Origin of the sequence: Streptomyces sp. NBC_00162, assembly GCF_024611995.1 — a bacterium.
Classification (GTDB): Bacteria; Actinomycetota; Actinomycetes; order Streptomycetales; family Streptomycetaceae; genus Streptomyces.
On sequence record NZ_CP102509.1, the window covers coordinates 5,642,119 to 5,664,029 of the forward strand.

Here is a 21,911-nt window from a genome sequence, read left to right on the forward strand (position 1 = left end):
AACACCTGACTCGGGGAGAACAACCGTGGGCGCCATCCGCCACCGCCGCCGGTCCATACCGGCCCTCGCCGCACTCGCGGCCGCCGTCGCCGCCGCACCCGTCCTGCTCGCCGCCACTCCGGCGCAGGCCCACCCGCGCGAGGGCAGGCTCGCCAAGGAACTGGTGGAGGAGGTCACCGCCCGCGGCGCCTACCGCCACCTGGCGAAGTTCCAGCAGATCGCCGACGCCAACGGCGGCAACCGCGCCACCGGCACGCCCGGCCACGCGGCCTCCGCCGCGTATGTGCACGACACCCTGAAGAAGGCCGGGTACCAGGTCTCGTACCAGGACTTCGACATCTACCAGGCGCACACGAAGACGGAGAAGACCACGGTGCTGGGTACGGAGGGCCGCGAGCTGGCCACCGCCGCCTTCACCTTCACCCCGTCCACCCCCGCGGGCGGCCTGAGCGCGCCGCTCGCCCTCGCACGGGTCGACGAGACCCCCGGCTGCACCGCGGACGACTACCCGGCCGGGGCCTTCACGGGCAAGATCGCCCTGGTCAAGCGCGGGGCCTGCACCTTCGTGGAGAAGCAGAAGGCCGCCGCGGCAGCCGGTGCGCTCGGCGTCATCGTCTACAACCACAGCGGCACCACGCCGGTGCGCGGCGGGTTCTCCTCGCCCGCCGAGGGGGTCATCCCGAGCGCGGGCATCACGCTCGCCGACGGCGAGGCGCTGACCGCGGCCGCCGGCCAGGGCGAGGTGCGGGTGCGCCTGGACCTGGACCAGGAGCACGTGAAGAAGACCACCCGCAACGTGATCGCCGAGACCCGCGGGGGCCGCGCAGACCGCGTCGTCACGGTCGGCGCCCACCTGGACTCGGTCGCCGAGGGCCCGGGCATCAACGACAACGGCTCCGGCTCGGCCGGTCTGCTGGAGGTCGCCCTCCGGCTGGCCGACGAGGGCGCCAACAACAAGGGCAAGGGCAAGCAGCCCGCCAACAAGGTCCGCTTCGCCTGGTGGTCGGCGGAGGAACTGGGCCTGCTCGGCTCGGAGCACTACGTGGCGCAGCTGTCCGAGAAGCAGAAGAAGGACATCGCGCTCTACCTCAACTTCGACATGATCGCCTCGCCGAACCCGGCGCAGTTCGTCTACGACGGCGATGACTCGGACAAGACCGGAGCGGGCGCGGGCCCGGCCGGCTCGGCGCAGATCGAGGCGCTGATCAACGGCTTCCTCGACAAGAAGGGCAAGCCGCACGAGGGCAGCGACTTCGACGGCCGTTCCGACTACGGCCCGTTCATCGCGAACGGGATCCCGGCGGGCGGCACCTTCACCGGCGCCGAGGGCATCAAGACCGCCGAGCAGGCCGCGCGGTACGGCGGCACGGCCGGGGCCCCGTACGACCCGAACTACCACGGGGCGGGCGACGACCTGAAGAACCTGGACCTCAGGGTCTTCGACACCAACCTGGACGTCATCGCCCACGCGGTGGGCACGTACGCCCAGGACCTGAGCTCGCTGAAGGGCTGAGGCAGCGCGAAGGGGCCGGTGCTCGAATCGAGCACCGGCCCCTTCTTCATGCGGTCACACCGTCACGCGGGTCACGCGGGTCACGTGCGTTACGGGAGGACCTTCTCGATCTGCACACTGCCGGTGCCGGCGGCGGTACCGCGGGCGTTGAGCAGCCGGACCTGGCCGAAGAACTGACGGCCCTCGGGGGCCGCGCTGCTGACCAGGACGTTCGCCGAGACCTGCGCGGTGGCGCCGTTGGCGAGGTTCACCGCGGTGGTCTCGTCGACCTGGACGGAGCCCAGGGCGGTCGAGAAGTACACGTCGCGGTAGTCGTACGCGGTGGAGCCGGACGGGATCGCGTAGCCGAACACCTGGATGGTGTAGGTGCCCGCGGCCGGGTTGACCAGGCTCACGGCCTCCTCGGAGTCGCCGTCGGCGGAGGAGCCGACCTTGACGCCGTCCTTGAAGACGTCCAGGTCGAGGTCGGCGGCGGTGTCGGACACCTTGCCGATCGCGATGTCGAGGCGGGAGACGCCCTCGCCGATCGTGACCTCGGTGGTCTGGGTCTCACCGGCGGCGATGGTCGGCTTGGCGACCTTCGCGGAGCCGAGCGGGCCGCCCTGGAGCTTGCCGCCGGAGATGGCCGCGGCGTCGTTCTTGACGGACCACTGGACCGGGGCGGGGGTGCCCTGCTTCACCTCGGGCAGGACCTTGACCGCGGGGTCGAAGGCCGCGCCGAGCACGGAGACGTCCAGCTTGAACGGGTTGTCGAGCAGCGGCGACGTACGGCGCGACTCGACCTCGATCTCCCAGACGCCCGGCTGCGGGTCGGCGTACGAGCGCAGGTCGGGGCGGCAGGTGTTCGCCGGGTTGTCGTAGTTCGGGTAGCACTGGGTCGTGGCGCTGTCCTCGACGCCCACACCGTACGGGTGGATCGAGATGAAGCGCGTCTGGCTGCCCGCCGCGAGACCGCCGAGGGCGACCTCGAGGGTCTTGGCGCCCGCCGGGACGGTCACGAAGTACGACTTGTGGCTGTTGCGCTGCACGGAGGAGGTGTCCGACAGCGTGAACGACGGCTTCGCCAGCGGGGTGGCGGCGACGACCGTGGTCAGGATCTGCTTGTCGATGCCCTCGGTGGTCTCGTCGTCCAGCTGCAGGATGCCGCTGTGGACGCCGCCCGACTTGGCGTTGGCCTCGACCTTGATGGTGACGGGCTTGTTCAGCGGCAGGGTGACGTAGTCGTAGCCGCCGATGACCTTGAAGGTGCCGTCGTTGTTGCGCCAGCTCAGGTTGTGCCGGGTGCCGTACTTGACGCCCGTGGTGCGGGTGACGACGACGTTGTAGACCTTCTTCTGGCCGACCTTGAGGCCGCCCTCGCGGTCGTAGAGGCCGGTGCCGGAGCCCGGGGTCTTCAGGAACTGGTCGATCGCGGTGTCGACCGGCGCCTGGACGGTGAACTCGTTGGCCTTCGCGTCGCGCTGGATGGACTCCCACGCGTCGACGACGTTGATCAGGCCGGAGCCCTGGGCGTGCGCCGGGACGTCGTCGATCTTCTTCGCGGTGCTGGTGAGCGCCACGCGCAGGCCCGCCGGGGTCAGCTTGATGTTCTGCTGCTTGGCGGCCGAGATCAGCAGGGCGCTGGCGCCCGCCGCCTGCGGCGAGGACATCGAGGTGCCCTGGAGCATGCCGTAACCGGCCGGGAGGTTGTAGCCGGCCTCCTTCACCGGGGCGCCGGGCAGCCAGGTCTGGATGGTGTTGATGGATGCGCCGGGGGCGGTGATGGTCGGCGTGAACCCGCCGTCCTCACGCGGACCGCGCGAGGAGAAGGGGAACATGTTGTACTTCTTGGCCACGCCGGAGCCGTAGTTGGCGGCCCAGGTCTCCTTGGAGACCGCGGCACCCACGGAGATGACCTTGTCCGCGAGACCGGGGTCGCCGATGGTGTTGACGCCGGGACCTTCGTTGCCCGCCGAGATGACGAGCTGGACACCGTAGGTGTCGATGAGGTTCTTGTAGAGCTCGGAACGCGCGTTGTTGCCGTCGTTCAGCGCCGGGAGGCCACCGATCGACATGTTGACGATGTCGACGCCGCGGTTCACGACGAGGTCGATCATGCCCTCGGTCAGCGCGATGTTGGTGCAGCCGCCGGACCAGGAGCAGGCGCGCGAGGAGACGAGCTTCGCGCCGGGCGCCTCGCCGTTCATCTTGCCGCCGAAGAGGCTGTTGGCGGCGGTGATGCCGGCGACGTGCGTGCCGTGCTCGGACTCGATGATGCCGATGTTGACGAAGTCGGCCTTCTTGCCGACCCAGTCACCACCCAGCGGGTCCATCGGGACGTCCTTGCGGATCTCGATCACGAACGGGATGCGCTCGGCGACGTCGGTCGCCGGGTTGTCCGTGCCGAAGTAGCCGATCTGGTAGCCGTCCTTGTACGGCTTCATCGGCTCGTTGTTCGTGAAGTCGTTGTCCTGGTCGGTGTCGACGCGGACGGTGCCGGCGGCGACGTCGTAGAGCATGCCGAACCGGTCGGTGGTGTCCCCGTCGCGGTTGACGTCGCCCTTCGCGTCACCGTTGGCGGTGATCGACTCGCTGAAACGGCTCCACTGGAAGCTGCCCTCGGGGGCCTTCCAGCTCGCCCCGCCCGCGGTGAAGCTGCCGCCGGCGGCGGTGACCGGGGTGATCTGGGCGCGCCAGGTGGCGTCGCCGTCGGTGATCGGGTCGGTCGCCGTCACCCAGTCGACGATCTTGCGCTCGCCGGTGGTGGTCTTCTGCAGGGCCGGGTGGCCGAGGTCGACGCCCGAGTCCATGATGCCGATGGTCACGCCACGGCCGTCGGCCTGCGGGTTCTTCGCGACGAAGTCCACCGCGCCGGTCTCGAAGGACGGGTTGTACGGGTTCTTCGCCGGGGTGTTCTTGTCCGGCGCCGCGTACGTCTCGGCCGCGGTCTTCTTGGCCGCACCCGATTCGCTGTGGGCGTCGGGGCGCGGGTCCGGCAGCTGGATCTCGTGCCGCAGGTCGATGCCGTGCACCGAGGACAGCTTGGCGGCCGCCTTCAGCGCGGCCTCCGCCTTGCCGGTGGGCAGGGTGGCGCGGACGTAGCCGAGCTTGTCGTACGTCCGGCCCACCGAGGCGCCCTGGACGGCGTCGAGCTGGTCGGCCACCTGCTTGGTCTCGCCGGGGGCGGTCGCGACCATGACGGTGACGGTCGCGTCACCCTTGGTCTTGGCCGCCTGGAGCAGCTCTGCGTCGGCCGAACCGAGCTTCTGGTCGGCGGACTTCACGGCCGCCTTGGCACCCGGGTTGTCGGTGCCGGTGGCCGCGAAGACGGGTACGGAGCCGGTGGCCGCGAGCGCGGCGACCAGGCCGGCCGCTGCCGCGACGCGCGCGGCGCGCCGTCTGGCCCCGGGTATGGAGCTGGGGGATTCGAGGGTCATCTGCATCCCTGGTCAGTGGAAGAAATGGTCCGGAATTCGGTGCCGGATGACCGGTCAGCTTTGCGCAAGAGCAAGGTCTTTGGGGAGAGTTGTTATTGACCGAGACCTGCCATGGCGGACTCTCGCCAGTGCGGAGCATGCGCCAGTGCGGCCGTACCAGAACAGACCGGGACGAACCAAAGGGCTGGAGAGTAGATTTGTAGACTCTCCGACGGCGCGTCAGGAGTGAGGCAGGGCTCGCCGCCGGATCAGGTGTGACAACTTTCGGGGTTTCAGCGCTCGCGCGTGCGCGCGTAATGACGAGAGGCCTTCGCCCGGTTTCCGCAGGCGGCCATCGAGCACCAGCGCCGGGTGCCGTTGCGCGAGACGTCGTGGAAGTGCAGGACGCAGGTCTCGGAGGCGCACTTGCGGATCCGGTCGGGCGCGGAGTCCAGCAGTTCCAGATAGTTCCGGGCGGCCGTCCAGGCCGGACCCCAGGTCCGGTCGTCGAACTCGGTCCGCTCGCCCGTGCCTTCGGCGGTCAGCGTGGGCCGGATCCGGCCGTGCTCCAGCACCGCGTCGACCAGGGCCCGCGCGCTCTCGCGGGCCGGGTCGGCCACCGCGCGTGCCAGGGCCTCGCGGGCGGTCAGCAGGTGGACGAGGGTCGGGGCGTCCGCGCGGAAGCGGCCGGCCAGGCCGGTGCTCTCCAGCCAGACCGCGAGCCCCTCGATCCGGGTCAGCCCGGCGGCTCCCGCGAAGAGGTCGAGCGGTTCGCCGTCGCCGATCCAGCGGGTGTTCAGCAGGTCGAGCGCGACCGGCTCCCCGGTCAGGGGTCGTGGGTCCGCCGCCGCCGTCATGTCCCCGAACCCTTCTCGCCGCCTTGCCGCTAACCCCTCAAGAGTACGTGACCGGTTGACGCCGTTCTGCCTAACCTTTAATCTCGATATAGAAGGTTAGAGAAAATCCTCTGGGGAAGGTACTGCCATGACGACCGTCATCAGCAAGCTCCGCACGGGCCACGTGGGCCTGAACGTCACCGATCTGGACCGGTCGCTCGCCTTCTACCGGGACGCCCTCGGATTCCAGGTGCTGGGCGAGGGCAAGGAGGAAGGGCGCCGCTTCGCATTCCTCGGCCAGGACGGCGAGCTGGTCCTCACCCTGTGGCAGCAGGCCGACGGCGCCTTCGCCCCGGCCTCGGCCGGACTGCACCACCTGGCGCTCTCGGCCGGCGCCATCGAGGAGGTACGGGCGTACGAGGAGCGGCTGCGGTCGCTGGGCGTGGAGTTCGCGTACGAGGGAGTCGTCGCCCACGGCGAGGGCGCGGCCTCCGGCGGCATCTTCTTCCACGACCCCGACGGCACCCGCCTGGAAATCTCCGTACCGACCGGCGCAGAGGGTGCTTCCGCCCCCACCGCGGGGGCGCCGACCTGCGGATTCTTCTAATGAGCACGGGTGCGTACCACTGGGGTCCGCTGGCCGTGCAGGAACGGGTCGGCGTACGGGACCTGGCCGAGCACGTCGGCCGCTCGATCGGCACCGGCATCCGGGACGTCGCCGCGGCCTTCCTGGGCCTCCAGCCCCACCTGGTCGTCGGCGCCGCCGACGGCGCGGGGCGGATGTGGGCCTCGCTGCTCACCGGGGCGCCCGGATTCGTACGGGCCACCGGGCCGGACCGGATCACGGTCGCCGGCGGACTACCGGCGGGCGACCCGCTCGCCGAGGCGCTGGCCACCGCGGGCACCCGGGTCGGCACCATCGCGCTCGACCCGCGCACCCGGCGCCGGATGAGGCTGAACGGAACCCTCGAGGTGACCGGGCGCGGGTTCGCCGTGCGGGCGGAGCAGGTGTTCGCCAACTGTCCGAAGTACCTGCAGCAGCGGCAGCCGCTGGACCTGGCCGCCGAGGGAGCCGGTGTCGTGCGGCGCGGGGACGCGCTCACCCCCGGCCAGGAGCGGGCCGTCCGCGCCGCCGACACCTTCTTTGTCGCCACCACGGCGGAGGCGGACGGGGCCGACGCCAGCCACCGGGGCGGGCTCCCGGGCTTCGTGGAGGTGTCCTTGCCCGGGGAGCTGAGCTGGCCGGACTACGCGGGCAACGGCATGTTCCTCACCCTGGGGAACCTGACGGCCGATCCGCGGGCCGGACTGCTCTTCCCCGACTGGGAGAGCGGGGCGCTGCTCCAGCTCAGCGGCCGGGCGGAAACCGAGTTCGGGGCCGACGGGGAGCGGCGTGTCCGCTTCCACGTGGAGTCGGTGGTGGAGAGTCTGCATCCGGGGCGGCTGCGGTGGAGCGCCCCGGAGTACTCGCCTCACCTGGGGAGCACCACCAGATAGGAGGCGGGTTCGCGGTCGCCGGACGCCGTCAGGGCGGTCCTGATGACCGCGGCCTGCTGCTCGGGCCAGTCGCGGAGCTTGCGCGGGGTGATGTGGATGACGGTCACCCCGAGCCGCTCCAGGGTCTCCCGCTTGCGGACGCACTCGGACCACTGCTCGTCCTCGCCCTGGCGCGGGGCGCGGGTGTCGATCTCCAGGGCGACGGAGTGCTCGGGCCAGAACGCGTCGACCCCGCCGAGGTGGGGGCCGCCGGGCAGGCGCAGGTCCACGTTCCAGACGGGCTCGGGGAGGTCGTGGCCCCGTACGAGGTGGTAGAGCCGGTCCTCGGCCAAGGCGCGGCCCTCGGCGAGCAGCGATTCGACGGCGTCGACCACGTGCGGGCGGTTCAGCAGCCGGGCCACCGTCAGCTCCCGTACGACGGCGGCAGGTTCGCAGTGCCCGGCGCGGACCGCCTCGCTGAGCAGGCGGCGTACGGTGCCGGCGTCGGAGAGCTGGGCGACGGCGTCGGCCACGGCCCGCGCGACGGGCGCCACCGGCAGGCCGGTCACCTCCTGGGAACGCGGCGGGGTGTGCGAGCGGACGATGCGGACGTCGCCGGTGGAGCGCAGCCGCCGGGTCCCGGGCACCAGTACGTCGATGTGGGAGAGGACGAGCAGCGCGGGCGCGGAGCTGAACCGGTACAGCGCGAGCGCCGCCAGCCCGGTGATCATGGCCTCGCCGCTGCCGCGGCGGCCCGCGTACAGCAGCGCGGCGTGCAGCCGCTCCTCGCTGGTCGCGGGCCCCGAGTGGAGCAGGAACACCCCGGGCAGGATCTGCTGCCAGGGCCGCTCGGCGGCGTCGGAGGCGGTGATGCCGTGCTCGCGCAGCTGGGCCAGGGTCAGCACGCGGGGGCGGGTGCCGGTGAGGTGGGCGAGGGGGAGGGGTGCGTTGTGGTTCATGACGCGGTGATTCCCTCAGGCCATGGCCTCGCTAACCCCTGTTACACGCCCGTCGGCAAATCGGGACAAGCCGGGGCTAAAGTACGGGCGTTCGACTGCCGATGGGGTGCGCCGCTGAACAGGCTCGGCGGGGCTGGATTGCCCGGAGGGCAATTCCAGCCCCGCCGGCGTTTGAGGCGCGGGGTCCTGGGGCGGAGCCCCAGCAGCGGCGCCGCGGGCTAGTTGCCCGCCGCCGCGTCGCAGCGCTGCGCGCGCAGGGCCCGGGCCAGGTCGTCGCGGGACTCGAGCACCAGGCGGCGCAGTGCCGGAGCCGCATCCACATGGGCGGAGAGCCAGGCGTCCGTCGCCGAGACGGTGGACTCCGAGTCCTGGAGCGACGGGTACAGCCCCTTCACCACATCCATGCCGATCTGGATCGACCGGTCCGCCCACACCCGCTCGATCACCTCGAAGTAGCGCTCCGAGCAGGCCGCCAGCAGGCCCCGCTGCGAAGGCTGCTGCATACCGGCGATCGTCGCCTCCACCAACGCGTTCGACAGGGCGTCCGACTCGACCACCGCCGCCCACGCCTGGTCCTTCACCGCCGCCGACGGCCGCGCCGCCAGGCACCGCACCTGGTGCCGCTTGCCTGACGCCGTGTCGTCCCGCGCCAGTTCGGCGCTGAGCACGCCCTCGTCCACGGCCCCGTGCGCGGCCAGCGGCAGCAGGAAGTCCCAGCGCAGCTCCTGGTCCACGTCCAGTCCGTCGACCCGGGCGGACCCCTCCAGCAGTCCCAGCAGCAGCTGGAAGTCGCCTTCCGTCGCCGCGCTCGCCGCGAAGAAGCGGGCCCAGGTCAGCTGGTGCTCGGACCCCGGCTCCGCCAGCCGCAGTTCGTGCAGCGCACCCGCCGCCAGGTCCCGGCCGCCCTGCTCGCGCCAGTCCGGCGCCGCGTAGTGGGTGATCGCGGTCAGCGCCTGCGCGTGCAGCATCTGCAGCACGCCGACGTCCGTCTCCCGCCCCGCGTGCGCCAGTACCAGCGAGATGAAGTCACGCGCGGGCATCAGCCCGTCCCGCGTCAGGTTCCACAGCGCCGACCAGCTCAGCGCCCGCGCGAGCGGGTCCGTCAGGTCGCCCAGGTGCGCCCGCAGCGTGGCCAGCGAGCCCTCGTCGAAGCGGATCTTGCAGTAGGTGAGGTCCTCGTCGTTGACCAGGACCAGGTCCGGCCGCTCCCGGCCCGCCAGCTCCGTGACCACGGTCCGCGCGCCCGACACGTCCGTCCCGGCCCGCGCGTAGCGGACCAGGGTGCCGTCGGACTCCAGCCGGTACAGGCCGACCGCGACCCGGTGCGGCCGCAGCTCCTCGCCCTCCTGCAGCACCGCCAGCTCGGTCACCCGCCCGCCCGCGTCGTAGGTCACCACCGGCGTCAGCACGTTCACCCCCGCCGTCTGCAGCCAGGCCCGCGACCACTCGGCCATGTCCCGCCCGGAGACCTCCGCCAGCACCGACAGCAGGTCGTCCAGCGTGGTGTTCCCGTACGCGTTCGCCTTGAAGTAGCGCCGCGCGCCCTCCAGGAACGCGTCCCGCCCCACGTAGGCGACCAGCTGCTTGAGCACCGCCGCGCCCTTGGCGTAGGTGATCCCGTCGAAGTTCAGCTTCGCGTCCTCCAGGTCACGGATGTCGGCCGTGATCGGGTGCGTGGACGGCAGCTGGTCGGCGCGGTAGGCCCACGCCTTGCGGCTGTTGGCGAAGGTGACCCACGCCTGGTCGAAGCGGGTGGCCTCGACCAGCCCGAAGGAGCCCATGAAGTCCGCGAAGGACTCCTTCAGCCACAGGTCGTCCCACCACTTCATGGTGACCAGGTCGCCGAACCACATGTGCGCCATCTCGTGGAGGATCACGTTCGCGCGCCGCTCGTACGAGGCCTGCGTGACCTTGCCGCGGAAGATGTACTCCTCCCGGAAGGTCACCATCCCCGGGTTCTCCATGGCGCCCAGGTTGTACTCCGGCACGAAGGCCTGGTCGTACTTCCCGAAGGGGTACGGGTAGTCGAAGATCTCGTGGAAGAGGTCGAAGCCCTGCTTGGTGACCAGGAAGACGTCGTCCGCGTCGAAGTGCTTCGCGAGCCCCTTGCGGCACATCGCGCCGAGCGGGATCGTCAGGTCCCCGCGCGTGTAGGAGTCCGTCACGTAGTGGTAGGGGCCCGCCACCACACAGGTGATGTACGTCGAGATCGGCGCGGTCTCGGCGAACCGCCAGACGCCGCCCTCCCGCGACTCCTCCGCGCCGTTGCTCCACACCTGCCAGCCCTCGGGCGCGGACACCTCGAAGCGGTAGGGCGCCTTCAGGTCCGGCTGCTCGAAGTTCGCGTACACCCGCCGGGCGTCCGCCGGCTCGTACTGGGTGTAGAGGTAGACCTCGCCGTCCTCCGGGTCCACGAAGCGGTGCAGGCCCTCGCCGGTGCGGCTGTAGGCGCAGTTCGCGTCCACCACCAGGACGTTCTCGGCGGCCAGGCCGGCCAGGGCGATCCGTGCCCCGTCGAAGACGGCGGCCACGTCCAGCGCGCGCCCGTTGAGGGTCACGGAGTTCACGGAGGGGGCGATCAGGTCCGCGAAGGTGTCGGTGGCGGAGGCTGCGGCCCGGAAGCGGATCGTCGTCACCGAGCGGAAGGTCCGGGGGCCCTCGGCCGGTTCGGCCTCGTCCACCGCGGACCTGACGTCGAGGACCACCTCGTACCCGTCGACGGACAGCAGTTCGGCCCTCTCGCGGGCCTCGTCGCGGGACAGATTCTCTCCGGGCACATGCACTCCTTCGTGCGTGGTCGCGTTCTTCGATCGAATCCTCCCATGGAGGGAATGCGTGCGAACGCGTGCTGGTTGGGGAGGGGGACACCACGAACGACGCCGTGAGCAATGCGAGGAGAGACATGACCGACACCCAGGTGCGCGAGAAGACTCCGGTCGACTTCTGGTTCGACCCGCTCTGCCCCTGGGCCTGGATGACGTCCCGCTGGATGCTGGAGGTCGAGAAGGTCCGCGACGTCGAGGTCCGCTGGCACGTGATGAGCCTGGCCGTGCTGAACGAGAACAAGCTCGACGAGCTGCCCGAGCGCTATCGCGAGCTGCTCGGCCCCAAGGGCTGGGCGCCGGTGCGCGTAGTCGTCGCGGCCCAGCAGAAGTTCGGTGACGAGATCACCGGCAAGCTCTACACCGAGCTCGGCACCCGCATCCACAACGAGGACAAGGGCGCGACCCGCGAAGTGATCGCCGAGGCGCTCGCCGCGCTCGAGCTGCCGGCCGAGCTGCTCGCGTACGCCGACTCCGACGAGTACGACGAGGTGCTGCGCGCCTCCCACAACGACGGCATCGACCGGGTCGGCCAGGAGGTCGGCACCCCGGTGATCTCGGTGCCCGGCGCCGACGGCGAGGACGTGGCGTTCTTCGGCCCGGTCGTCACCCCGGCCCCGCGCGGCGAGGCCGCGGCCCGCCTGTGGGACGGCACCCTGCTCGTCGCCTCCACCCCCGGCTTCTACGAGATCAAGCGCACCCGCACCAAGGGCCCGTCCTTCGAGTAGTCCCTGCCGGTGCACACAGAAGACCCCCGTGAGTCATGTCCTCACGGGGGTCTTCTCCTGTCCACCCCCGCCCGGTGAAGGCTGAGAAGACGATCACGAGGCTGGGGGCACCTCCCAGCGGTAGCCGGGGGAGGGCTGGTGGGGCTGATCAGCCCCTGTTCGCGGGGATCAGCAGCGGGGTGTTCGCCTTGGCGTCGGAGTAGCGCTTCGCGACGTCCTGCCAGTTGACGACGTTCCACATCGCCTCGATGAAGTCCACCTTCTGGTTCTTGTACTGCAGGTAGAAGGCGTGCTCCCAGGCGTCGAAGACCAGGATCGGCACGGAGGCCTGGCCCACGTTGCCCTGGTGGTCGTAGATCTGCTCGACGATCAGGCGGCCGCTGACGGGCTCGTACGCGAGCACGCCCCAGCCGGAGCCCTGGGTCGCGGAGGACGCGAAGGTCAGCTGCTTCCTGAAGGCGGCGAAGGAGCCGAAGGACTCGGTGATCGCGGCCGGGAGCTCGCCCAGGCCGTCCTTCTCGTCCGGGACGCCGCCGCCCTCACCGGTCTTCGGGCTGGCCATGTTGTGCCAGTAGATGCTGTGCAGGATGTGGCCGGAGAGGTGGAACGCGAGGTTCTTCTCCAGGCCGTTCAGTGCGCCCCAGTTCTCCTTGTCGCGCGCCTCCTCCAGCTGTTCCAGCGTGGTGTTGGCGCCCGCGACGTAGGCCGCGTGGTGCTTGTCGTGGTGCAGCTCGATGATCTGCGGGTTGATCACCGGCTCCAGCGCCGCGTAGTCGTAAGGAAGCTCAGGAAGCGTGTAGATGGCCATGCGTGTATCCGGTCCCCTCGGCGTGCCAACTGCTTATTGCAATCAATGCGCAACTGCACGCTAGCAGTATCTATTCCTGCCCACATATAAGGGTTACCTGAGTGCGGGGCGCACGAAGAAGGCGGGCCCCGTGCCTGTGCACGGGGCCCGCCCTCGGTTGCCGTCGGGGCGTCAGACGCGCGCGGCGGCCCGGCGCTGGAGTGCACGCTTCTGAAGCACCCAGCCGGTCGCCGCGAGGGCGAGCGTCAGGCCGCCGGTGAAGATCACCTGGATCCGGGTGTCCTCGCCCAGGGCCATCAGCACCAGCACCCCGGCCACGCCCGCCAGCGCCACCCAGGTCAGATACGGGAACCCCCACATCCGCACGACCAGCTTCTCGGGAGCCTCCCGCTCCAGCCGGCGGCGCAGCACGAACTGCGAGACGGCGATGAAGCCCCAGACGATCAGGATCACCCCGCCGACCATGTTCAGCAGCCAGGCGAACAGGGTGTCCGGGTACCAGTACGACAGCAGCACGGTGACGAAACCGAAGCCGGAGGAGGCGAGCACCGCGCGGCGCGGCACGCGGCCGGTGACCTTGCCCAGCGCCTTCGGGCCCTGGCCGCGGGAGACGAGGGAGTAGGCCATGCGCGAGGAGCCGTAGATGTTGGCGTTCATCGCCGACAGCAGGGCGATCAGGATGACCACGTTCATGATCTCGCCGGCGGCCGGGATGCCCAGGTGGTCCAGGGTCGCGGCGTAGGGGCCGTCCGCCGTGACCGCCGGGTCGTTCCACGGCAGCAGGGTGACGATCACCAGCATGGAGCCGACGTAGACGACCGCGATCCGCCACATGGTCGTCTTTACCGCCTTGGCCACGCCCTTGACCGGGTTCTCGGACTCGGCGGCCGCGATGGTCACCGTCTCCAGCCCGCCGTACGCGACGACCGAGGCCAGCAGTCCGACCAGCAGGCCCTCCACCCCGTTGGGCAGGAAGCCGCCGTCGTCCAGCAGGTTGGCGGTGCCGGGGGAGCCGGCGCCGGGCAGCACGCCCAGGACGGCCAGCACGCCCAGGCCCAGGAAGAGCCCGATGGCGCCGATCTTGAGGGTGGCGAACCAGAACTCGAACTCGCCGAAGTTCGAGACGGCGGCCAGGTTGGACCCGCAGAAGACCGCCATGAAGACCAGCACCCACATCCAGGATGGGGTGCCCGGGAACCAGCCGGTCATGATGTGCGCCGCGCCGATGGCCTCGATGGCCACGCCCACGCACAGCAGCGTCCAGAACATCCAGCCGGCGGTGAATCCGGCCCACGGGCCGATGGCTCGCTCGGCGTGGACGGAGAAGGAGCCGGAGGCGGGATCCGCGGCGGACATCTCGCCGAGCATCCGCATCACGAACATCACCAGGATCCCGGACGCGGCGTACGCGAGCACGATCGAGGGGCCGGCGGCGGCGATGCCCGCGCCGGAGCCCACGAAGAGCCCGGCGCCGATGACACCGCCGAGGGCGATCATCGAGAGGTGGCGCTGCTTGAGTCCGTTGCCGAGGGGGGATCCGGCGTCGGTCAGCGGCGGCGCCTGCTGCCCGGGGGGTGTGATGGTGCTCTGGCTCATTGGGGTGTGCCTGTCCGGTGTGCGGGGGACGTGATGAGGTGCCCCAGTCTCACCTCTGTCCGATCTTCGGATGGTCGACGTCCGATATTCGGACAGCCGGATGACCGGCCGTGATCATCCCCGTACGCTGCCGACAGGACGCGCTGACGCGACGACAGGGGGACCGATGAACGACCGAACGGACCACGTCATACGGGAATTGCCGGCGACGGGCCGGGGGGTGCTCGTCACCGGGGCCTCCCGCGGGATCGGACGGGCCATCGCCACCGCCTTCGCAGGGCAGGGCGACCGGGTCGCCGTGCACTGCACGGCCCGGCAGGCGGACGCCGAGCGCACCCTCGCGGAACTGCCGGGAGAGGGCCACGTCCTCGTCAGCGGCGACCTCCGCGACCCGGACCGCGTGGAAGCCCTCGCGGCCGAGGCCGAGGAGGCGCTCGGCGGCATCGGCGTCCTCGTGAACAACGCCGCCGTGATGCTCGCGCACCCGCTGCCCACGACCTCGTACGCCGACTGGCAGGAGGCCTGGCGCCAGACGGCCGCGGTGAACCTCTTCGCCCCGGCCAACCTCACCCACTGCGTCGCCCGCCACATGATCGCCGGCCGGCGGGAGGGCCGCGTCGTCAACATCGGCTCGCGCGGGGCGTTCCGCGGCGAGCCCGACCACCCCGCCTACGGCGCCACCAAGGCGGCCCTGCACGCACTCGGCCAGTCCCTCGCCGTCTCCCTGGCTCCGCACGGCATCGCCGTGGCCTCCGTGGCGCCCGGATTCGTGGCCACCGAGCGGGTCGCCGGGCGGCTCGAAGGGGAGGAGGGCGAGCGGATCCGGGCGCAGAGCCCCTTCGGCCGGGTCGGCGCCCCGCAGGAGGTCGCCGCCGCCGTGCTGCACCTGGCCTCGCCCGCCGCTCGCTGGAGCTCGGGCACCGTGCTCGACGTCAACGGAGCCTCGTACCTGCGCACCTGACGCGCCGAGGCCCCCGCGCACCCGGCGCGGGGGCCTCGGGCCGGTGGCCGGTCAGGACTTCGGGGTGCGCCGCTCCCGTACGAAGGCCACCACGAGGACGAGGGCCGCCGCACCCGTGGACCACAGCAGCTGCGGGCGGGTCGCGTCGTCGAACAGCATCAGGAGCAGCACCGCCGCCATGCCCAGCAGCGCCGCCCACGTCGCGTACGGGAACAGCCACATGGGCAGGGTCAGCCGCTCCGGCATGTCCCGCTCGATCACGCGGCGCAGCTTCAGCTCCGAGACCGCGATCAGCGCCCACACGAACAGCAGCACCGCGCCGACCGCGTTGAGCATGTAGAGGAAGATCGTGTCCGGCCACAGCAGGTTCAGCACCACCGACACGAAACCGAAGGCCACCGAGGCGAAGACCGCGCGGCGCGGCACCCCGCCGCCCGAGACCTTCAGCAGCGCCTTCGGCGCCTCGCCCCGCTCGGCCAGCGAGAACACCATGCGCGAGGACCCGTACAGGTTCGCGTTCAGCGCCGACAGAAGGGCCACGAACACCACGATGTTCATGATCTCGCCGGCCGCCGGGATGCCGATCGAGTCGAGGACCGCGACGTAGGGGCTCTCGCCCGGCTTCAGCGAGTCCCACGGCAGCAGGGTCACGATGACCACCATCGAGCCGACGTAGAAGAAGAGGATGCGCCACACCGCGCTGCGCACCGCCCGGGACACCGACCGAGCGGGGTCGTCCGACTCGGCGGCCGCGATGGTGACGACCTCCAGGCCGCCGAACGCGAAGATGACGGCCAGCATGCCGGCGACCACTCCGCCGAAGCCCTCGGGGAAGAAGCCGCCGTGGCCGGTCAGGTTGGCCATGCCCACGGGGTCGGTATCGGGGAGCACGCCGAAGATCGCGAGGGTGCCGAGGATCAGGAACAGCACGATCGCGCCGACCTTGAGGGCGGCGAACCAGAACTCGAACTCGCCGAAGTTCCGTACGGCGGCCAGGTTGCTCACGGTGAAGACCACCATGAAGAGCAGCACCCAGACCCACTGGTCGATCGAGGGGACCCAGCCGTTGGCGATCTTCGCGGCGCCGGTGGCCTCGACGGCGAGCACCACGACCAGCAGGAACCAGTAGAGCCAGCCCGCCGAGAAACCGGCCCAGCGGCCCAGGGCCTTCTCCGCGTAGACCGAGAAGGAGCCGGAGGCGGGCATCGCCGCGGACATCTCGCCGAGCGCCCGCATCACCAGCATCGCGAGCACGCCCGCGAGCAGGTAGGAGCAGATGATCGCCGGTCCGGCGATGCCGATGCCGGCGCCGGAGCCGACGAAGAGCCCGGCGCCGATCACGCCGCCGAGGCCCAGCATGGTCAGGTGGCGCTGCTTGAGGCTGTGACTGAGGGGTTCCGCGGGCAGGTCGCCCGTCATCGGAGGTGCTTCGGGCAAGCGGTCGCGCATGAGGGGGTGCTCGTACTCTCGTTCGGCCCAGCGGCGGTGGGGGCTTCGCCTCAGGATTGGCGGGACCCTACAGTCTCGCTGAGCGGCGGCCTTGCGTGCAAAACGGACGTGTTGTGGGATCTTCCCCGTGACGCGGATCACGCGAACACGGGTGTGAGTGAGGGTCTTTGTGTGGTCTCCACCAAACCGAGGAGTATGCCTTTGTACCGGGCGGCGGTGGGGGCGCGGCGGGCCTCGGACTAACGTCGGTGATCGTCCTGTCACCACCACCCTTCCGGAGCCCCCGATGAGCACCGCTTCCGTCTCCTTCCGGCCCGGCGCCGTCCTCGCCGATCTGCTGCCCGCGAGCCGCGTCCGCGACATCGCGCTCGTCGTCGGCGGAGCCGCACTCACCGGACTGGCCGCGCAGATCGCCGTGCCCGTGCCCGGCTCCCCGGTCCCGGTCACCGGCCAGACCTTCGCGGCGCTGCTCGTCGGCACCGCGTTCGGCGCCCGCCGCGGTTTCCTCGCGCTGGGGCTGTACGCCCTGCTCGGCGCGGCCGGGATGCCCTGGTTCGCGAACGGCACCTCCGGTGCGAGCGGCGCCTCCTTCGGCTACGTGCTCGGCATGCTGCTCGCCGCCACCGTCGTCGGCGCCCTCGCGCGGCGCGGCGCCGACCGCTCGGTCCTGCGCACGGCGGGCACGATGGTGCTCGGCTCCGCGGTGATCTACGCGGTGGGCGTGCCGTACCTGATGGCCGCCACCGGGATGTCCCTGAGCGCCGCCGTCGCGGCGGGCCTGACCCCGTTCCTGATCGGCGACGCGCTCAAGGCCGCCCTGGCGATGGGCGCCCTGCCGGCCGCCTGGAAGCTGGTCGGCCGCAGGGGCTGAGCAGAACCCGGCTGGGCAGAACCCGGCTGAGCAGAACCCGGCCGAGCAGTTCCCGGCCGAGCGGTTCCCGAACATGCCGGAGCCCGGCCCGCCGTGACGGCGGGCCGGGCTCTGTCGTACGTACGCGATCAGGGGTCAGCCCTGCAGCGCCCGCTTGCGGCGGAAGTCCAGCACCACGCCGACGAGCACGACCAGGCCGGCGACCAGGGTGGACAGGGTGACCACCTCGCGGTTGGCGTCGTCCACGAACATGTAGCCGATCACGAACGTGATCAGTGCGGCGGTGGCCCAGGTCAGCCACGGGAAGAGCCACATCTTCACGGTCAGCTTCTCCGGGGCCTCGCGGACCAGGATCCCGCGCATCCTCAGCTGGGTGAAGCAGATCACCAGCCACACGAAGAGCGCGATGGCACCCGAGGAGTTCAGCAGGAAGTTGAAGACCGTGTCCTTGAACGCGTAGTTGAAGTACACGGCGACGAAGCCGAAGACCGTGGAGCCGAGGATCGCGGCCACCGGCACGCCCCTGGAGTTGACCTTGGCGAACGCCTTCGGCGCGTCGCCGCGCTCACCGAGCGAGAAGGCCATGCGGGAGGCGGTGTAGAGGCCCGAGTTCAGGCAGGACAGCACGGCGGTCAGGACGATGACCTCCATGATCGTGCCGGCGTGCGCGATGCCGATCGAGTCCAGGGCGGCGACGTACGAGCCCTTCTCGGTGATCGACTTGTCGTTCCACGGGAGCAGGGTCAGCACGATGAAGATCGAGCCGAGGTAGAAGACGCCGATCCGCCAGATGACGGAGTTGGTGGCGCGGGTGACCGCCTTGCGGGGGTTCTCCGACTCGCCCGCGGCCAGCGTGACGATCTCGCTGCCCATGAAGGAGAAGACGACCATCAGCACGCCGGTCAGGACGGCGCCGTAGCCGTTGGGGAAGAATCCGCCCGCGTCGGTCAGGTGCGCGAAGCCCGCACCCGGGTTGTCCGAGCCCGGCAGCAGGCCGAAGACGGCCAGCATGCCGACGATCACGAACGCGCCGATGGCGACGACCTTGATGCCCGCGAACCAGAACTCGAACTCGCCGTACGAGGCGACGGAGCCGAGGTTGGTGGCGGTCAGCACCGCCATCACGATCAGTGCCCAGGCCCACTGCGGGACGGCCGGGATCCAGCTCTCCAGGATGGCGGCACCGGCGGTGGCCTCCACGGCGAGAACGACGACCCAGAAGAACCAGTACAGCCAGCCGATGGAGAAGCCGGCCCAGCGGCCGAGCGCGCGGTCGGCGTAGGCGGAGAAGGAGCCCGAGTTCGGGCTGGCAGCGGCCATCTCGCCCAGCATCCGCATCACGAAGACCACCATCGCGCCGACCAGCGCGTAGGAGATCAGGATGGCGGGACCGGCCTTGGCGATACCGCCACCGGAGCCGACGAAGAGGCCGGCGCCGATGACGCCGCCAATGGCGATCATGGACAGGTGGCGGTTCTTGAGACCGGCCTTCAGACCATCGGAGGGCTGGCCCTCACCGGAGTTACCGGTGGGGTTGCCTTCTTTTTGGAGGGTCGTCGTGGAGCTCATGGACGGATCCTTAGGTTCTCGGGTTGCGAGCCCCGGCATTCAAACCTGAGATGAACGCAGGACGGAAGACCTCAGTCCGGATCGTTGCGTAGGGACGAACGTCCCGGACCAAAGCCCCGCCGTGTCCCATCTGCGTTCTTTGGGTTTACTTGAGCTTTAGAAGTGACTTACGCGACACCCCGTTGCGGGCTGCCGGGCCCCCTCGTGCCACACTCGACCCATGCGCGTGTACCTCGGATCCGACCATGCCGGCTTTGAGCTCAAGAACCACTTGGTGGACTGGCTCAAGAACAACGGCCACGAGCCCGTCGACTGTGGGCCCCACATCTACGACGCGGTGGACGACTACCCGCCGTTCTGCCTCCGCGCCGCGGAGAAGACCGCCGCGGACGCCGGCAGCCTCGGCATCGTGATCGGCGGCTCCGGCAACGGCGAGCAGATCGCCGCGAACAAGGTCAAGGGCGTCCGCGCCATCCTGGCCTGGAGCGTCCAGACCGCCCAGCTCGGCCGTGAGCACAACAACGCCAACGTGATCTCCGTCGGCGGCCGGATGCACACCCAGGACGAGGCCGTCAGCTTCATCGAGGCCTTCCTGGCGACCCCGTACTCCGACGAGGAGCGCCACACCCGCCGCATCGACATGCTCTCCGCGTACGAGACCACCGGCGAGCTCCCCCCGATCCCGGCCCACCACCCGCAGGGCTGATTCCGCTTCCGGCCGTGCCGCCTTCCGGGGCGGTGCGGCCGGTTTCTCTTTCCCGAGGAGCTTTGCCGTGCCCGAGGGGCATACGATCCACCGCCTCGCCCAGGACCACACCGAGCGGTTCGCCGCCCGCCCGGTCCGGGTCAGCAGCCCGCAGGGCCGCTTCGCCCAGAGCGCGGAACTGCTCGACGGGCGCGAGCTGGAGGGCGCCGAGGCGCACGGCAAGCACCTCTTCCTCGAGCTGGGCGACGCCTGGATCCACATCCACCTCGGCCTCTTCGGCAAGCTCGGCTTCGGCCCCGCCCCGGCGCCGCCCGCGACCGACACGGTCCGGCTGCGGCTGCTGAACGAGGAGCACTACGCCGACCTGCGCGGGCCCACCGCGTGCGCGCTGATCGGCGAGGGCGAGAAGAAGGCGATACACGACCGGCTCGGGCCGGACCCGCTGCGGCCGGACGACGATCCCGAACGGGCCTGGAAGCGGATCTCCCGCTCCCGCACCACCGTCGCCGCCCTGCTCATGGACCAGAAGATCGTCGCGGGCATCGGCAACGTCTACCGCGCCGAGGTCCTCTTCCGCCACGGCATCGACCCGTACCGGCCGGGCAAGGACCTCACCCGCGCCGAGTGGGACGCCATGTGGGCCGACCTGGCCGCGCTGATGCGCGAGGGCGTACGGAACAACCGGATCGACACCGTCCGCGACGAGCACCTGCCCGAGGCGATGGGCAGGCCGCCGAGGGTGGACGACCACGGCGGCGAGGTGTACGTCTACCGCAGGGCGAACCTGCCCTGCCACATCTGCGGGGGCGAGATCCGCACCGCCGACCTCGCCGCCCGCAACCTCTTCTGGTGCCCTGCCTGCCAGCAGCGCTAGACGGGGTCGGCTAGAAACCGTGCGGCAGCCAGGGCGCCACGTCCCCGGCGAAGGCGCGCGAGGTCCGGGCCAGGGCGCCCGGACGCAGTTCGCGCACCCGCCCTGCCGCGGCGAGCGAGGCCAGCGTGATCCCGCCCAGGTAGGCCGAGCCCAGCTCCCGGACCGACAGCGCCAGGTCCGCCGGCTCCCCGGTCCGCGTGCAGACCGCGGAGCCCGCCCCGTCGGCCACCAGCCGCCACCGCCCCTCGTTCCACGGGCAGAACGCGTCCTCGACCTCCAGCACCACGTCCACCGCGGCCCCGTACGTCCGCGCCCCGAGCGCCGCCGCCACGTCCACCAGCCGTAGGTGGAGCGCGTCGCGCGAGATCGCCCGTGACCGCCGGACATCGCTCACCAGGTGCAGCACCGGATCGTCCACCGGCCGCTTGTGCGCCCGTACCGTCCAGGTCAGGTCGATCCCGAACAGATAGCGCCACAGCGCCGCCGTCGCCGCCGGGTCGAGCGCGTCGAGGTCCACCACCTCGACCTTGCCGTCCGAGCCGGACGGGCCCCACTCGGGCTTGACCCGGTAGCGGGCGTACCCGACCACCTCGCCGTCCGGGCCCTCGGCGACCACGCACTTCAGCGGGGAAGCGCCCTCGCGGCCCTCCGGCGGATCCACCAGCGCCTGCCGCTCCCAGCCGGGCTGCCGGGCCGGCATGCCGGGCCGCCGGGTGACCAGTTCGGCGTACACCCGCTCGCAGTCGGCCAGCGCCTTCTCCGGGTCGACGAGCCGCAGCCGCACCCCGTCCGTCCCCGGCGGCACGGAGAGCCGTACCCGGGTCGTGTCGATCTCCAGAGACAGGGCGTACGTCGCCGTGCCGTAGCCGAAACGCCCGTAGATCGCCGGATCCGAGGCCGTCAGCACGGCGAGCGGCTCACCGGCCGCCCGTACGTCGTCCAACTGGCGCCGCATCATCGAGCTGAGCACGCCCTGCCGCCGGTGCGTGGGGGAGACGCCCACCATCGTGACCCCGGCCGCGGGCACCAGCCCCCCGCCCGGCACCGAAACGCGGAAGCTGAACGCCGAGGCCGAGCCGACGCAGTCCTCGCCGTCCCAGACGGCGAGCGAGCGTTCCGGCTCGGTCAAGGACCGGTAGAGCTCCCGGCCCTGCGCGAGCTCGGGCACTCCGCCGAACGCCAGTTCCAGATGATCGAACCAGGCATCCCACTCATCCCACTTCAAAACGCGCATCTCAAGAGACATATGGCCATCCCTATCAGGGCATTCGGTCCCAGTCGAAGAGTTTTCGGGCGCCGCGGGACCCCAGGACGAGGGGTACCCCTGCGCATCCACAGCCGGGATGGA

Annotated in this window: 17 protein-coding genes; 8 read left to right on the plus strand and 9 right to left on the minus strand. The window is 70.9% G+C overall.

From position 1 onward, the window contains the following. Window positions 1–25: 25 nt before the first annotated feature. Window positions 26–1,513: a M28 family metallopeptidase gene (locus tag JIW86_RS26200; protein ID WP_257556306.1), complete on the plus strand. Its 1,488-nt coding sequence runs from the start codon at window positions 26–28 to the stop codon at window positions 1,511–1,513. An 89-nt stretch (window positions 1,514–1,602) separates the two neighbouring features. Here JIW86_RS26200 and JIW86_RS26205 read toward each other — a convergent pair whose 3' ends face one another. Continuing rightward, the gene (locus JIW86_RS26205) at window positions 1,603–4,929 is read right to left on the minus strand and encodes a S8 family serine peptidase (RefSeq protein ID WP_257556307.1); all 3,327 of its coding nucleotides are present in this window, start codon (window positions 4,927–4,929) and stop codon (window positions 1,603–1,605) included. A gap of 272 nt (window positions 4,930–5,201) precedes the next feature. Continuing rightward, window positions 5,202–5,765: a CGNR zinc finger domain-containing protein gene (locus JIW86_RS26210; RefSeq protein ID WP_257556309.1), complete on the minus strand. Its 564-nt coding sequence runs from the start codon at window positions 5,763–5,765 to the stop codon at window positions 5,202–5,204. A gap of 127 nt (window positions 5,766–5,892) precedes the next feature. On the opposite strand from JIW86_RS26210, the gene JIW86_RS26215 reads away from it, so the two are divergent. Both JIW86_RS26215 and JIW86_RS26220 read left to right on the plus strand, forming a co-directional pair. Further along, a complete protein-coding gene (locus JIW86_RS26215; protein ID WP_257556310.1) occupies window positions 5,893–6,351 on the plus strand; it encodes a VOC family protein in 459 nt (152 codons plus the stop codon). Then, window positions 6,351–7,241, plus strand: coding sequence for a pyridoxamine 5'-phosphate oxidase family protein (locus JIW86_RS26220; RefSeq protein ID WP_257556311.1), 891 nt, complete (start codon window positions 6,351–6,353; stop codon window positions 7,239–7,241). The genes JIW86_RS26215 and JIW86_RS26220 overlap by 1 nt, the downstream gene beginning before the upstream one ends. On the opposite strand, the gene JIW86_RS26225 is transcribed toward JIW86_RS26220, so the two are convergent. Beyond that, complete coding sequence (locus JIW86_RS26225) at window positions 7,217–8,179, minus strand: hypothetical protein (protein WP_257556312.1); 963 nt, start codon at window positions 8,177–8,179, stop codon at window positions 7,217–7,219. The two genes, JIW86_RS26220 and JIW86_RS26225, sit on opposite strands and share 25 nt — an antisense overlap. A 218-nt stretch (window positions 8,180–8,397) precedes the next feature. Next, window positions 8,398–10,956: an aminopeptidase N gene (gene pepN, locus JIW86_RS26230; RefSeq protein WP_257556313.1), complete on the minus strand. Its 2,559-nt coding sequence runs from the start codon at window positions 10,954–10,956 to the stop codon at window positions 8,398–8,400. 125 nt (window positions 10,957–11,081) lie between these two features. On the opposite strand from pepN, the gene JIW86_RS26235 reads away from it, so the two are divergent. After that, window positions 11,082–11,729 carry a DsbA family protein gene (locus tag JIW86_RS26235; RefSeq protein ID WP_215140015.1) on the plus strand — a complete coding sequence of 216 codons (648 nt, stop codon included), beginning with the start codon at window positions 11,082–11,084 and terminating at the stop codon, window positions 11,727–11,729. Between the two features lie 148 nt (window positions 11,730–11,877). On the opposite strand, the gene JIW86_RS26240 is transcribed toward JIW86_RS26235, so the two are convergent. Next, on the minus strand, window positions 11,878–12,537 hold the full coding sequence (locus JIW86_RS26240; RefSeq protein WP_257556314.1) for a superoxide dismutase: 660 nt from the start codon (window positions 12,535–12,537) through the stop codon (window positions 11,878–11,880). 171 nt (window positions 12,538–12,708) lie between these two features. After that, the gene (locus tag JIW86_RS26245) at window positions 12,709–14,133 is read right to left on the minus strand and encodes an amino acid permease (RefSeq protein ID WP_257556315.1); all 1,425 of its coding nucleotides are present in this window, start codon (window positions 14,131–14,133) and stop codon (window positions 12,709–12,711) included. Window positions 14,134–14,299: 166 nt separating this feature from the next. Between JIW86_RS26245 and JIW86_RS26250 the strand changes: the two genes are divergently transcribed. Next, a complete protein-coding gene (locus JIW86_RS26250; RefSeq protein WP_257556317.1) occupies window positions 14,300–15,094 on the plus strand; it encodes an SDR family NAD(P)-dependent oxidoreductase in 795 nt (264 codons plus the stop codon). Window positions 15,095–15,145: 51 nt separating this feature from the next. Here JIW86_RS26250 and JIW86_RS26255 read toward each other — a convergent pair whose 3' ends face one another. Beyond that, window positions 15,146–16,543 (minus strand): amino acid permease, encoded by a 1,398-nt coding sequence (locus JIW86_RS26255; RefSeq protein ID WP_257556318.1) that lies wholly within the window; start codon window positions 16,541–16,543, stop codon window positions 15,146–15,148. Window positions 16,544–16,829: 286 nt separating this feature from the next. On the opposite strand from JIW86_RS26255, the gene JIW86_RS26260 reads away from it, so the two are divergent. Further along, window positions 16,830–17,414 (plus strand): biotin transporter BioY, encoded by a 585-nt coding sequence (locus JIW86_RS26260; protein WP_257556319.1) that lies wholly within the window; start codon window positions 16,830–16,832, stop codon window positions 17,412–17,414. A 135-nt stretch (window positions 17,415–17,549) separates the two neighbouring features. On the opposite strand, the gene JIW86_RS26265 is transcribed toward JIW86_RS26260, so the two are convergent. Then, the gene (locus tag JIW86_RS26265) at window positions 17,550–18,983 is read right to left on the minus strand and encodes an amino acid permease (protein ID WP_215140021.1); all 1,434 of its coding nucleotides are present in this window, start codon (window positions 18,981–18,983) and stop codon (window positions 17,550–17,552) included. Between the two features lie 220 nt (window positions 18,984–19,203). Between JIW86_RS26265 and JIW86_RS26270 the strand changes: the two genes are divergently transcribed. Together JIW86_RS26270 and JIW86_RS26275 are read left to right on the plus strand one after the other, a co-directional pair. Further along, window positions 19,204–19,689: a ribose-5-phosphate isomerase gene (locus JIW86_RS26270; RefSeq protein ID WP_030010996.1), complete on the plus strand. Its 486-nt coding sequence runs from the start codon at window positions 19,204–19,206 to the stop codon at window positions 19,687–19,689. A 67-nt stretch (window positions 19,690–19,756) separates the two neighbouring features. Next, window positions 19,757–20,563, plus strand: coding sequence for an Fpg/Nei family DNA glycosylase (locus JIW86_RS26275; protein WP_215140023.1), 807 nt, complete (start codon window positions 19,757–19,759; stop codon window positions 20,561–20,563). 10 nt (window positions 20,564–20,573) lie between these two features. Here JIW86_RS26275 and JIW86_RS26280 read toward each other — a convergent pair whose 3' ends face one another. Further along, window positions 20,574–21,809 carry a GNAT family N-acetyltransferase gene (locus tag JIW86_RS26280; protein ID WP_257556321.1) on the minus strand — a complete coding sequence of 412 codons (1,236 nt, stop codon included), beginning with the start codon at window positions 21,807–21,809 and terminating at the stop codon, window positions 20,574–20,576. Window positions 21,810–21,911: the final 102 nt, after the last annotated feature.